This window comes from Streptomyces sp. NPDC040718 (assembly GCF_055593565.1).
This window is the reverse complement of sequence record NZ_JBVIXO010000006.1, coordinates 122,839-135,689: the sequence shown is the minus strand read 5'-3', so window position 1 is coordinate 135,689 and position 12,851 is coordinate 122,839. Positions and strand designations below refer to the sequence as shown.

General features: G+C 73.4%; 12 protein-coding genes. 7 read left to right on the top strand and 5 right to left on the bottom strand.

Features of this window, described 5'->3' with window-relative positions; all coding sequences use genetic code 11:
• Positions 1–83 precede the first annotated feature (83 nt).
• The 3 genes from ACZ597_RS17535 to ACZ597_RS17525 all read left to right on the top strand — a co-directional run bounded on the left by ACZ597_RS17535 (position 84) and on the right by ACZ597_RS17525 (position 2,160).
• A complete protein-coding gene (locus ACZ597_RS17535; RefSeq protein WP_471330486.1) occupies positions 84–695 on the top strand; it encodes an SGNH/GDSL hydrolase family protein in 612 nt (203 codons plus the stop codon).
• Positions 696–770: 75 nt separating this feature from the next.
• Complete coding sequence (locus ACZ597_RS17530; protein WP_471330483.1) at positions 771–893, top strand: hypothetical protein; 123 nt, start codon at positions 771–773, stop codon at positions 891–893.
• 286 nt (positions 894–1,179) lie between these two features.
• Positions 1,180–2,160 carry an AraC family transcriptional regulator gene (locus tag ACZ597_RS17525; RefSeq protein ID WP_471330480.1) on the top strand — a complete coding sequence of 327 codons (981 nt, stop codon included), beginning with the start codon at positions 1,180–1,182 and terminating at the stop codon, positions 2,158–2,160.
• Here ACZ597_RS17525 and ACZ597_RS17520 read toward each other — a convergent pair.
• Complete coding sequence (locus tag ACZ597_RS17520; RefSeq protein WP_471330477.1) at positions 2,121–2,546, bottom strand: hypothetical protein; 426 nt, start codon at positions 2,544–2,546, stop codon at positions 2,121–2,123. The two genes, ACZ597_RS17525 and ACZ597_RS17520, sit on opposite strands and share 40 nt — an antisense overlap.
• A gap of 190 nt (positions 2,547–2,736) precedes the next feature.
• On the opposite strand from ACZ597_RS17520, the gene ACZ597_RS17515 reads away from it, so the two are divergent.
• Positions 2,737–3,117: a VOC family protein gene (locus ACZ597_RS17515; RefSeq protein ID WP_471330474.1), complete on the top strand. Its 381-nt coding sequence runs from the start codon at positions 2,737–2,739 to the stop codon at positions 3,115–3,117.
• Positions 3,118–3,219: 102 nt separating this feature from the next.
• On the opposite strand, the gene ACZ597_RS17510 is transcribed toward ACZ597_RS17515, so the two are convergent.
• From ACZ597_RS17510 to ACZ597_RS17495, 4 genes are all read right to left on the bottom strand, one after another.
• Positions 3,220–3,678, bottom strand: coding sequence for an ATP-binding protein (locus tag ACZ597_RS17510; protein WP_471330471.1), 459 nt, complete (start codon positions 3,676–3,678; stop codon positions 3,220–3,222).
• Positions 3,679–3,850: 172 nt separating this feature from the next.
• Positions 3,851–4,804 carry an anti-sigma factor RsbA family regulatory protein gene (locus tag ACZ597_RS17505; protein ID WP_471330468.1) on the bottom strand — a complete coding sequence of 318 codons (954 nt, stop codon included), beginning with the start codon at positions 4,802–4,804 and terminating at the stop codon, positions 3,851–3,853.
• A complete protein-coding gene (locus ACZ597_RS17500; protein ID WP_471330465.1) occupies positions 4,801–5,112 on the bottom strand; it encodes an STAS domain-containing protein in 312 nt (103 codons plus the stop codon). Before ACZ597_RS17500 ends, ACZ597_RS17505 begins: the two co-directional genes overlap by 4 nt.
• A 5-nt stretch (positions 5,113–5,117) precedes the next feature.
• Entirely contained in the window at positions 5,118–6,041 is a 924-nt protein-coding gene (locus ACZ597_RS17495; RefSeq protein ID WP_471330462.1) for a SigB/SigF/SigG family RNA polymerase sigma factor, read from the bottom strand.
• A 186-nt stretch (positions 6,042–6,227) separates the two neighbouring features.
• On the opposite strand from ACZ597_RS17495, the gene ACZ597_RS17490 reads away from it, so the two are divergent.
• From ACZ597_RS17490 to ACZ597_RS17480, 3 genes are all read left to right on the top strand, one after another.
• The gene (locus tag ACZ597_RS17490; RefSeq protein ID WP_471330459.1) at positions 6,228–6,572 is read left to right on the top strand and encodes an STAS domain-containing protein; all 345 of its coding nucleotides are present in this window, start codon (positions 6,228–6,230) and stop codon (positions 6,570–6,572) included.
• A 68-nt stretch (positions 6,573–6,640) separates the two neighbouring features.
• Positions 6,641–10,426, top strand: a complete 3,786-nt coding sequence (locus tag ACZ597_RS17485; RefSeq protein WP_471330456.1) for a HAMP domain-containing protein — start codon at positions 6,641–6,643, stop codon at positions 10,424–10,426.
• Positions 10,423–12,831, top strand: coding sequence for a SpoIIE family protein phosphatase (locus ACZ597_RS17480; RefSeq protein WP_471330453.1), 2,409 nt, complete (start codon positions 10,423–10,425; stop codon positions 12,829–12,831). Before ACZ597_RS17485 ends, ACZ597_RS17480 begins: the two co-directional genes overlap by 4 nt.
• The last annotated feature ends 20 nt before the right edge of the window (positions 12,832–12,851 follow it).

Below are 12,851 nucleotides of genomic sequence, written 5' to 3'. Positions count from 1 at the left end.
GAGCGTTATGTTTCTGATCTTGAACAGGACCTCGGGCACCCGGCAGCCGCCGGAGCCACGACCGCACAACGGAGGACGACGGCATGATCCGCCTCTCTGAAGCACCGATGACCTGGGTGGCCGCCGGCGACAGCATCACCCAGGCCGTACTGCACACCCACGGCGCACGCGGTTGGGTGGAACACCTGCAGGAACGGATCAGATGGCAGATGGACCGGCTGACCGACATCGTCGTCAACACCGGCGTTTCCGGCTGGCGAGCCGTGGACGTGCTCGGTTCCTACGACCACCTGATCGGACGCTTCGCACCCGATGTGCTGTCCATATCGCTCGGCACGAACGACGCGCGCGCCGGCCTGGCCGGGCTGCCGGAGTTCCACGACGCCATGCGCCGGCTCATCGACCGTACCGGCACGGACACCCAGATCGTCCTCCACACCCCGGTGCTCGTCAGCATCGCCGGCCGTGAGGCCCGCGGCACGCTCCCGGCGTACGCACAGGCCGTACGGGACATCGCGAAGGAGGCCGGCGTACTGCTGGTCGACCACGAGGCGCACTGGAACCGGCACTTCGACGGTGCCGACCCGATCGCCTGGCTCGACGACCCGGCCCACCCCAACGCCGTCGGCCACCTGCAGATGGCCGAGCACACGCTCCGCACCCTGGGCCTGGGCGCCATGGAACCCCGCACCTGAGCCTGCCGGGGGCCCGCCCACGACCGGATCCGCCCCGGCCGTGTCAGTCGCCCGAGCGCGGGCAAGCGCGCCCGTATGACATCGAATACGACCGCGGTCCTCGCCCTGGCCGCCGAAGCCGGACCGGTATGGCTGCACCTGCTCGTGGTGGCCTTCGCCCTCGTCGTCCTCGTGGCCACCCTGGTCCGCCACAGGTAGCCCTCCCGTGTTGTTCCTGGCGCTGCTCGTACCGCCGCTGCTGATGTGCGCCGCCCTCGGGCTCGGCCGGTACGAGGAGCACATGCTGGGGCCGGCCGGAAGGTACGGCGGACGCGGACCGACAGCGGCCCGGTCGCGGGGCAGGCACCGGCGCCGAGCCCGCTCCGCGATCACGGGCCGTACGGTCCGCACACCGCCAACCCGCCCCGCGCACCCGCCCCCCGGCGTACGCTGATCCCGCGCAGCTCCTCCCCGCCGCGCCACCGCGGAAGAGGACGCCTTCGCCATGCGACGACCGCAGCACGCCGCCGGACCACGGGCCGGGCACACCTTCCGGACCTCGGACGTGGACGTGGCACGGGACTGGCTGAGGTCGGCGTACGGGACGAGCCTGCGCATGAAGACCCCCGAGCCGTCGAGCACCTTCACGTACACGCGCGACAACGTCGGCCCGGTATCGCTGAGCACCATCTCGCTGCGGACCGAGTACGGCTACACCACCGGCCCCCTCGGCGCCGTGGCCGTCACCCACGTGGTCGGCGGCCGCCTGGCCCGGGAGTGCGCCGACGACACCGCCGAGGCCGGGCCGGGCGACGTCCTGGCGATCTCGCAGCCCCATCTGCCCTACGCGGGAAGGGTGTACTCGGCGGAACTCCGTGCCGTGACGGTGCCGCTGGCGCTGGTGGAGGAACTCGCGGGCCGCCCGGCCGACCGCCCCGCCCGCCCGCTGCGCTTCACACGCTTCACCCCCGTCTCCAAGGCCATGGCCGACCAGTGGAAGAGGACGGTCGACTACGTGGAGGAGAGCATCCTGGGGCTGCCGGAGGGCGGCGAACCGCTGGTGTTCGACGCCGCCGCCAGGATGCTGGCCGCGACCGTCCTGGCCGCCTTCCCCACCAACGCCCGCCCCGACCCGGTACTCGCCGACACCAGGGACGCGACGCCGGAGACCGTCCGCCGGGCCGTCGCCTTCATCGAGTCGCAGCCGGCCGCCGCGATGGGCCTCACCGAGATCGCCGCCGCCGCCGCGGTCACCCCGCGGGCCCTCCAGTACGCCTTCCGCCGCCACCTCGGCACCACCCCGACGGCGTACCTGCGCCGCGTACGCCTGGCTCTGGCCCACGCCGACCTCGTCGCGGCGGACCCCGCCCGGGACACGGTCACGGCCATCGCGAACCGCTGGGGCTTCCACCACCAGGGCCGCTTCTCCGCCGCCTACCGCGCCGCCTACGGAGGCCCGCCCGGCCGCACGCTCGCGGGGTCCTGACCGGGCGGCCCGGGACGGCGCCCCGGCGGCGGCGCCGCGGGCCGGACGGTGAGCAGGTGCTCCCCGTGGACGGCCACGTCGAGTCCCGCCTCGCGCAGGATCACGGCCAGCGCCGTCCGGAGCGCCTGGTGCAGGCCCGCCAGCGAAGTGAACCGCGACAGGTCGTCCTCGTGGGCGTGGACCCGGACGGTCGGCCGCAGCACCTCCCGGGCCACCCACCCCACCACGACCCCCTCCGGGGCCGTCCACACGCGCAGTCCGTCCCCCTCCTGCGGGGACGTGTCGAAGCCGGCCGACGCCAGGACGCGCCGGACGCGCTCGCAGTCGTCGCCGCCGTCCCCCTCTTCGGAAGGCTCGGGGGTCGCTGGGGGCGGGGTGGCAGGCATGTTCCCACTCCAGCCGCCCGGAGCCCCGTGCGAAAGCCGCTGCGCGAACGGATCCGCGCCGGCCGTCCGGAAAACGAAACGGCCCGGGCGCACCCCCGCGCCACGGCGAAGGGCGGGCCGTGCCCCGTATGACGGCACGTGTGCGGGCGGCCGCGCAGGGCACACGCGGGGACCCAAGACGAGCGTCATCGTGCTGGACAGCGCGGAGCCCGAACCGCTGGCCCGCTTCTACGCCTCCCTGTTGGGCGGCGCGGTGGGCCCGGCCCACGGCGACCCCGGCCTCCTCCTCGTCTCGGGCGCCGCCGGCACCGTCCTCGGCGTCCGACACGACCCCGACCGCGTACCGCCCAGCTGGCCGCTGCCCGAAGGGTCCCAACAGCCCCACCTGCACATCCTCGTGGCCCCGGACACGCTCGACGAGGCGGAACGCGAGGCCGTGGCCCTCGGCGCCCGCCCGGTGGCGGCGGAGGCGGAGGGCGCCGGCACCGGCAGCAGGACGACCCAGCGCCGCTACGCCGACCCGGCGGGACACGCGTTCGTCCTGGCGGCCGCGGACGGCCCGGCCGGCTGAAACCCCGGGCCGATGAAGGCCGCCGGCCGTGAGGTGCGCGGCCGTGAGGTGCGCGGCCGTGACGTGTGCGGCCGTGACGTGTGCGGCAGGCCCCGGGCGGGATCACCCCCCCGTGGGCCTGCCGGAGACCAGCCGGGCGGCCTCGATCTCCGCCCACACCACCTTGCCCCGCTCGAGGACCTCGGCGCCCCAGCGGTCGCAGAGGCGGTCGATGATGTGGAGCCCGTGGCCGCCCGGGGCGCCCCGCCGGGCCGACGGCTGTCGGTGCGGCAGCGCCGTGGAACCGTCGAACACCTCTATGCGCAGGGCCTCACCGCCGGTGAGGACCAGCTGGAGGCAGCCGTCCGCGTGCAGACCGGCGTTGGTCACCAGCTCGGAGACGACGAGCAGGGTGTCCTCGGAGGTCTCGGTCCCGTCCCACTCCCAGTCCCGCAGCGCCTGCCGGGCGAAGTCGCGGCCCTTCGCGACCTGGCCCCGGGCACCGGCCAGTGCCAGGAGCCGGCGCTGGCCGGCTGCCCCGGGCCGTGGCGGACGGCCGGTCTGAGGTCCGCTGCTCTTCACTGTGGTCTCACCCCCGCCGCTGACACGGCTCTCGTCTCGTGGCGACCGCTCGGGTCCCGGCTGATTCCGTCGGCTTCCAGACGGTGGGTATGCCCCCGGACCGGCCGGGGACACCCGGCGGGCCACCTCCCGGTGACGTCGAGTGCCGGGACAGTTTACGGGGGCCGGGCGCTCAGACGTCGGCCATGTGCAGTCTCAGGGTGAGGCCGGAGCACGTGGAGCGGATCTCGACGAGGTCGCACAGCTGGTGGACCATCCACAGTCCCCGCCCGCCGTCGGTGGAGGCGAGAGGGGGACGGCGGCGCCCCGCGAGCGGATCGGCCAGCCGGCCGCCGTCGCGGATCTCGGCGACCACGCCGCGTCCTCCCGGGGCGCGCCACAGCCGCAGGGAGCCGCGGCCCCCGCCGTGCGCCAGGGAGTTGGCCGTGGCCTCGCCGATGGCGAGGAGCAGGTCGCCCCGGCGCGCCGCGGCCAGGGAGGTCCCGTCGGCCCAGGCCCCGGCGAACTCGCGTACCCGTGCCAGGTCCCCGCCCGCGTAGTCGAGGCCGGCCGCTTCCGGCCCGGGCTCGGGCAGCGGGGTGTCGCAGTCGGCGCTGACCACCGAGGGGTCCGCGTAGGCCGGGCTCGGCAGTACGCGTCCGCCCTCGATGAGCGTGGGGTGCGTACGACGGGCGTCGGCGAGCACGCCGGGGGAGAGGGCGGGCACCTCGTACGGGCACAGGACGGTGGCGTCGCGGCCCGCGAAGGCGGTGTTGATGAGGGCCTCGTGGCGCGTGGCCTCCAGCACCTCGGCCGGCGTACGGCCCGGCCAGATCGGCTCGCCGACGATCCGGGCGGGCCGGCCCTCGTGCCGGTCGGCGAAATCCCGCAGCGCGGCGAGGATCCGGCCGGGATTGCGGCCCAGCCGGGACATGTCCACGAACTCGACGTCCGCCCCGTCGCTGCCGAGGGCCTCGCGCAGGGGCCCGAGCCGGGGTCCGGGCACGGCGACCAGGACGGGCTCGTCCGCGGCGAGCGCGCCGCGGACGAAGCCCCCCACGCCGCTCAGGTATTCGTCGGGATCCCGGTAGAGGAGTGCGGGATGGACGAAGGCCCCGGGGCCGTTGGCCGCAGGAACTGTGATCATGCTGCGACCTCCAGCGCGGCACATTCGTCCGGGAACATCTCCACCACTCTGCGGAGCGAGTACGGGGGGTGGTGGAGCAGCAGGCACCGGCCCTGACAGCGGAAGAGGGCCGACGCCTCCACCAGAGCGGCCACGGCGGCCGCGTCGAGGAAACTCACGGCGGACAGGTCGAGATGGACGACGGAACCCGGGATCCGGCTCACGGCCGCCAGCGCCGCGCACAGGGCCTGCCGGGTGTCCAGGTCCCCGCTGCCGCTGAGGCGCGCGCCGGCGCGGTCTCCCAGCGGTACGGCTGTCAGGGCCACCATGACTCCTAGGGGGTGAGCATTCCGGCGCGCAGCCGGCCCAGCGTGCGGGAGAGCAGCCGGGACACCTGCATCTGCGAGATGTGGAGTTCCGCGCCGATCTCCGCCTGCGTCTTCTCCTGCCCGAAGCGCATGCTCAGGATCAGCCGTTCCCGTGGTTCCAGTTTCCGCAGCAGCGGAGCGAGGGTGTGGAAGTCCTCGAAGAGCTCCATGGCGGGGTCGCTCTCGCCGAGCTTGTCGGCGAGAGCCCGGGCGGGGCGGCCCGTTCCCCCGACCTCCTCGGCGTCGTCGGCGGTGTCGAGCGAGCCGCTGGTGTAGCCGTTCGCCGCGACCAGGCCGTCTATCACCTCTTCCTCGGACAGGTCGAGGTACCGGGCGACCTCCTTGACGGTGGGGGCCCGGTTCAGCGTCTCCGTGAGGGACTCCTGGGCCTTGGCGAGTTCGGAGCGCAGCTCCTGGAGGCGGCGCGGGACGTGCACGGCCCAGGTGGTGTCGCGGAAGTGCCGCTTGATCTCACCGGTGATGTAGGGGAGCGCCAGCGTGGAGAACTCGACCTCGCGGCCCGGGTCGTAGCGGTCGATGGCCTTGATCAGGCCTATGGTGCCGACCTGGATGATGTCGTCCATGTCCAGTCCGCCGCCGGCGACCCGCGCGCGGAACCGGCGTGCGGCGTAGTGCACCAGGGAGAGGTTCATCTCGATCAGCGTGTTGCGGGCGTACTGGTACTCCCGCGTGCCCTCCTCGAGGGAGCGCAGCCGCCCGAAGAACACCCGCGACAGTTCCCGGGCGTCCGCGGGCGCGACCTCCCGGGCCTGCTCCACCCGGGGCAGCGGTGATGCGGCGGACGGCTCCCCTCCCGCGGGCGGGACAGGGGCCGGCACCTGCCGGTCCGTCGCACGATCAGGGCTTACGACTGCTGCCGAACGGGGCATGGTGGCGGGTCCCTCCCTGTTGTCGATGGCTGCCGTCGCGCTCCTGCCCCGAGACCGGCGTCCTACGCGTACCGGAACGTGACTTCTGCCACGCCGTGCTGCCGGGACGGGCGGCGTCGTCCGACGCCGATCCACCGTGCATACTCCATTCCGGAACCCGTACAGGTGAGATCCGGGGAGGCGGACATGACCGGAGCAGGGGACGCGCAGGGCGACGGCGTGGTCGGGGACAGCTACCGGGCGGGGCCCGGCTGGGTCGTCACGGCGCGCGGCGAGCTGGACCAGGACACCCTGCCGGCGCTGGAGGAGGCCCTGACGGCCGCCGCGGACCGGCACGGGGTGGTGGTCCTGGACGCGGGTTCGGTCACTTTCGGCGACTCCTCGTTCCTCAACCTGCTGCTGCGGCTGCACCGCCTGACGGACCTTCGGATCGCCGCTCCGGGTGAACAACTGCGCCGCCTGTTCGCCCTGACCGGCGCGGACACGATCCTGTCGCTGCACCCCACCGTCGGGGACGCCCTCGGCCGGTGACGCTTCCCGGCGTCCGGCGGGAGGGGGTTAGCCTTCACCCGTCATGTACGGCGGAAGTGGGGTTGGCGATGGCTGAGCGGACTGGCGCGGTTGCACCGGGCGGAGCGCCAGTGGAATCCGGCGAGGGCGGCATCACCGAGTCGGAGCTGCGCCTGCTGCTGGAGGGCCTGACGGCCGTACGGGACGGCGATTTCCGTACGCGGCTGCCCGATGCGGCGGAGGGGCTCCTCGGGGAGATCGCCACCGTCTTCAACGGGATGGTCAACCAGCTCTCGCTGTTCACCTCAGAGGTGACGCGGGTGGCCCGCGAGGTCGGCACCGAGGGGACCCTGGGCGGCCAGGCCGAGGTCCCCGGCGTCGGCGGGGCCTGGCTGGACCTCACGGATTCGGTCAACTTCATGGCCGGAAACCTCACCGACCAGGTGCGCAACATCGCCCAGGTGACCACCGCGGTCGCGCAGGGGGACCTCTCGCAGAAGATCACCGTGGACGCCCGGGGCGAGATCCTGGAGCTGAAGAACACGATCAACACGATGGTCGACCAGCTCTCCTCCTTCGCCGGCGAGGTGACCCGCATGGCGCGCGAGGTCGGCACCGAAGGACTGCTCGGCGGCCAGGCCGACGTCAAGGGCGTCTCGGGCACCTGGCGGGACCTCACGGATTCGGTCAACTTCATGGCCGGGAACCTCACGGCGCAGGTGCGCTCCATCGCCCAGGTCGCCACCGCCGTCGCCCAGGGCGACCTCTCGCAGAAGATCACCGTCGCCGCGCGCGGCGAGATCCTGGAGCTGAAGACGACCATCAACACGATGGTCGACCAGCTGTCCGCCTTCGCCGACGAGGTGACGCGCGTTGCCCGCGAGGTCGGCACCGAGGGCAACCTCGGCGGTCAGGCAACCGTCCGGGGAGTGTCGGGGACCTGGAAGGACCTCACCGACAACGTCAACGTGATGGCGTCCAACCTGACGGGCCAGGTGCGCTCCATCGCCCAGGTCGCCACCGCCGTGGCCCGCGGCGACCTGTCGCAGAAGATCACGGTGGAGGCGAAGGGCGAGGTCGCCGTGCTCGCCGGGGTCATCAACACGATGGTCGACACGCTGTCCGCGTTCGCCGACGAGGTGACGCGGGTGGCCCGCGAGGTCGGTACCGAAGGCCGCCTCGGCGGCCAGGCGCGCGTGCCCAACGTGGCGGGCACCTGGAAGGGGCTCACCGAGAACGTCAACGAGCTCGCCGGCAACCTCACCCGGCAGGTCCGGGCCATCGCCGCCGTCACCAGCGCCGTCGCCGAGGGCGACCTCACCCGCTCCATCACCGTGGAGGCGCCCGGAGAGGTCGGCGACCTCAAGGACAACATCAACTCCATGGTCGGCTCGCTGCGGGAGACCACCCGCGCCAACCAGGAGCAGGACTGGCTCAAGTCCAACCTCGCGCGCATCTCCGGCCTGATGCAGGGCCACCGCGACCTGGCGGTCGTCGCCGAACTCGTCATGGACGAGCTGACCCCGCTCGTCGCCGCCCAGTACGGCGCCTTCTACCTGGCCGAGGAAACCCAGCAGGGCACGATGCTCACGCTCGTCGGCTCGTACGGCCGCTCCGCGTCCGACGGGGTCGCCGTCCGCTTCGCCCTCGGCGAGTCCCTCGTCGGACAGGCGGCCCGCAGCCACCGGACCATCAGCACCGACCAGGTCCCCGCCGGCTACGTCATCTCCTCCGGACTCGGCCACACCACGCCCGGAAGCCTGATGATCCTGCCGATCGTCGTCGACGACCAGGTCCTCGGCGTGATCGAACTCGCCTCGTTCTCCTCCTTCACCCCGGTCCACCAGGACTTCCTCAGCCAGCTGCTGGAGACCATCGGCGTCAACGTCAACACCATCGTCGCCAACGCGCGCACCGACGAACTCCTCGGCGAGTCCCAGCGCCTGACCGCCGAACTCCAGGCACGCTCGGCCGAACTCCAGGACCAGCAGGAGGAACTCCAGCGCTCCAACGCGGAACTGGAGGAGAAGGCCGCCCTGCTGGCCAGCCAGAACCGCGACATCGAGGCGAAGAACCTCCAGATCGAACACGCCCGGCAGGAACTGGAGGACCGCGCCCAGCAGTTGTCGCTGGCCTCCAAGTACAAGTCGGAGTTCCTGGCGAACATGAGCCACGAACTGCGCACCCCGCTCAACAGCCTGCTGATCCTCGCGCAGCTGCTGGCCCAGAACCCCACCCGCAACCTCACCTCGAAGCAGGTCGAGTACGCGGGCATCATCCACTCGGCCGGATCCGACCTCCTCCAGCTGATCAACGACATCCTCGACCTCTCCAAGGTCGAGGCGGGCAAGATGGACATCCACCCCGAGCGGGTCCACCTGCCGCAGCTGCTGGACTACGTCGAGGCCACCTTCCGGCCCATGACCACGCAGAAGAGCCTCGACTTCACCGTCACCACCGCCCCCGACGCCCCCGCCGACCTGCTGACCGACGACTCCCGGCTGCGCCAGGTCCTGCGCAACCTGCTGTCCAACGCGGTCAAGTTCACCGAGCGCGGCGGCGTCGAGCTGCGCATCGAACGGGCCACCGACGCCGAAGTCCCCGCCCGGCTGCTCGGCCGGGGCAGCGTGATGGCCTTCCGCGTCCGCGACACCGGCATCGGCATCCCCGAACAGCAGCTCGAATCCGTGTTCGGAGCCTTCCAGCAGGCCGACGGGACCACCAGCCGCAAGTACGGCGGCACCGGGCTCGGCCTCTCCATCACCCGCGAGATCGCGCAACTGCTGGGCGGCGCCGTCGCGGCGGAGAGCACCCCCGGGCAGGGCAGCACCTTCACCCTCTACCTCCCGGTCAGCCACGCCGAGTTCGAGGACGGCCCCGCCGCCCTCCCCGCCGCAACTGCGCCTGCCGCCGCCGCCCCGTACGGGCTGCCCGGCCCGCGGCACGAGGCCGACGGCGGGACCCCGGGCGGCCGGCAGCGCCAGGCCCGCCGCCTCCTCGTCATCGAGGAACGCCAGGGCGGGCTGCTCTCCCTCGTCGCCGAGAGCGCCGAACGCGAACTCGTACCGCCTCCCGCCCTCGGCGGAGAGCACGGGGCCGTCCAGGTGGTCGGCGCCACCAGCTCGCGCGAAGCCGCCGCCGTGCTGGCGTCCGAGCCGTTCCACTGCGTCGTCCTCGAACTCGACATGCCCGGCGGTGAAGCCCTGCGCTTCCTCGACGCGCTCGACGGGGACCCGGCACTCAGCTCGCTGCCGGTCCTCGCGCACAACAACCCCCGCCTGAGGAACGGCCGGGAGGACGCCCTGCGCGACCGGGCCGGGTCCGGCCGCGTGGAACTCCTCAGCAGCCTCGACGAACTCCGCGAACGCATCGTCCTGCACCTGTCCGCCGACCGGCCCGGCGAGGCGCCGGCCCTCGTGAAGGGGGCCGCGGAGGGCGAGGAGGCGCCCGCCGCGCCCGACGGGGACCTGGCGGGACGCACCGTCCTCGTCGTCGACGACGACGCGCGCAACCTGTTCGCCCTCAGCGGCATCCTCGAACTCCACGGCGTGCACGTGCTCCACGCCGAGGACGGGCGCAAGGGCATCGAGACGCTCACCCGCAACTCCGGCATCGACCTCATCCTGATGGACGTGATGATGCCCGAGCTGGACGGCTACGCCGCGACCGCGGAGATCCGCCGCATGCCCGCGCACACCGACCTGCCCATCATCGCCGTCACGGCCAAGGCGATGCCCGGCGACCGGGAGAAGAGCCTGGCCGCCGGGGCCAGCGACTACGTCACCAAGCCCGTGGACGCCGACGACCTCATCGGCCGCGTCCGCCACTGGCTGACCGAACCCGGCCGCCGCGACGCGGGGCAGGCCGTCCGGTGACCCGCCCGCACCCCTCCCCGACCCCCGCGGCCCGGGCCGGCGAAGGGCCGCCGCCCTCGCTCCCGAAGCAGGCGCCGAGCCCGCTCGGACGGCTCGTCGCCACCGTCGAGCGGCTGCGCCGCGAGGTGCGGGAGGCCCACGCGGCGGCCGACGGCAGGGCCCTGGTCGAACTGGCCAAGGGCATCCTGATGGGGCGGCTCAACTGCACCCCGGCCGCCGCGGCCCGCCAGCTCGACGAGCTGTGCCGCGAGGCCGGGCTCTCCCCCCTCGAACTCGCCGCCGACATCGTGAACCAGGCTGCCCGCGACCACGTCAGCGAGGTCGCGGCCGAGTTCGTCGAGCGCACCGCGACCGCCCCGCCGACCGCGCCCGCGGCATCCACCCTCTCGGTACGCCTGCGCACCGCCGAGAGCGGAGTCCTCGCCGCCGCCGCCGACACCCAGGCGGTCGCCGAATCCCTGCTCGCCAACGCCCTGACCCCGCTGGGGGCGGTCGCGGTCGCGGTATGGGCCGCGGCCCCCGACGGCTCGATGGCCCTCGCGGGCCACGCCGGATTCCCCGCCGAGGAAGCCTCCCGCTGGCGGCACGTGCCCCCGGGCGTCACGACCGTCCCCCGCCTCGCCCTGCGCGAACGCGCCCCGGTCACCCTCACCGACCTCGGGCGCGAGGGGATCCCCTCGATCGGACACCTCCAATGGCCCGGAGGCGGCCGGATGGCCGTACCCGCCGGGACCGGCGGACGCGTACACGGGGTACTCGAAGTCTGCTGGCCGCAGCCCCTGCCGCCGCAGCCCCCGCAGATCCGGCGCCAGGTGGAAGCGCTGGCCGAGCTGTGCGCCCACACCCTCGACACGGCAGCCCCGCCCGACGCGGCAGCGCCGGAGGGACTGCTCCCCGACGTCTCGGAACTCATCGACCTCGCCGAGGGACTCCACGACCCCACCGTCATCCTGACTCCCGTCCTCGACGCCGAAGGCCGGCTGGCCGACTTCCGCATCCGGCACGCGAACAGCCGGTTCGTCGACCCCGTGGGCCGCCCGCGCGCGGACGTCAACGGAGCACTGCTGCTGGAGGCCTACCCGATGGCCGGCGGCGACAGCGGCCTCTTCGACACCATCGAGCGGGTGCACGCCACCGGAGAACCCTTCCGCGCCGAACGCGTCAGCCTCACCGCGCTGGTCGACCAGATCCCGCTGACCTCGGTCGCCGACATCAGCGTGAGCCGGCACGGCGCCGCCGTCCTGCTCATCTGGCGGATCGAGGACGAGACCGCCCGGCTCGCCAACCTCCTCCAGCACGCCCAGCGGCTGGGCCGCATCGGCGGCTTCGAGGAGAACCTCGCCACCGGCGAGATCACCTGGAACTCCGAGCTCTACGCCCTCCACGGACTCCCGCCCACCGCGTCCCCCGTACCACTGCGGGACCTGCCCGACCACGCCCACCCGGACGACTCCGCCGCCCTCGGCCGCTTCCTGCGCGCCGTCCTGCGCTACCGGCGCCCCGCCTCCGTGAACCTGCGCCTGCGGCGCTCCGACGGCATCCTGCGCCACATCCGGGTCGTCGCCGAGCCCGTACTCGACGCGGCACAGCGGCTGCACGCCGTGCGCGGCGCCTACCAGGACATCTCCGCCCAGCACTGGACCGAGGTGGCCCTCGCCGCGACCCGGGACCAACTCGCCCTCACCGAAGCCGAGTCGGCCGAACGCAACCGGCTGGCCCTCCAGCTCCAGCACGCCATCATGCCCCCGCACCACCACGTCGAGGCGCCGGGACTGCGCGTCGCCGTCCGCTACCGGCCGGCGGAGACGGAGTCCCTCGTCGGCGGCGACTGGTACGACACGCTGGTGCTGCCCTCCGGCCTCATCCTGCTCTCGGTCGGCGACGTCGCCGGACACGGCATCGAAGCCGCCACCGGCATGGTCGTCCTGCGCAACGCCCTGCGCGGCCTGGCCGTCACCGGAGCCGGACCCGCCCAGCTGATGTCCTGGCTCAACACCGTCACCCACCACCTGACCAAGCAGGTCACCGCGACCGCCGTGTGCGGCCTCTACGACCCCGGCACCCGCGTCATGCGCTGGGCACGCGCCGGACACCTGCCGCCCGTGCTCGTCAGGAAGGACGGGGCCCAGGCCTTCCCCCTCATCGACGGCCTCCTCCTCGGCGCGCTGCCCGACGTCACGTACGCGGAGGGAGAGGTCCGCCTCGAACCGCAGGACACCCTGCTGATGTTCACCGACGGCCTCGTCGAGCGCCGGGACGCCTCCGTGCAGGACTCCCTGGCCCATCTGCTGCACACGGCCGCGACGGGGGCCGGAGACCTCGACGGCCGCCTCGACGCGCTCCTCACCGAGAGCTGGTCCGACACGGACGACGACACCTGCGTCATCGGCGTACAGGTCGACTGACCCCGCCGCCCGCCACACGC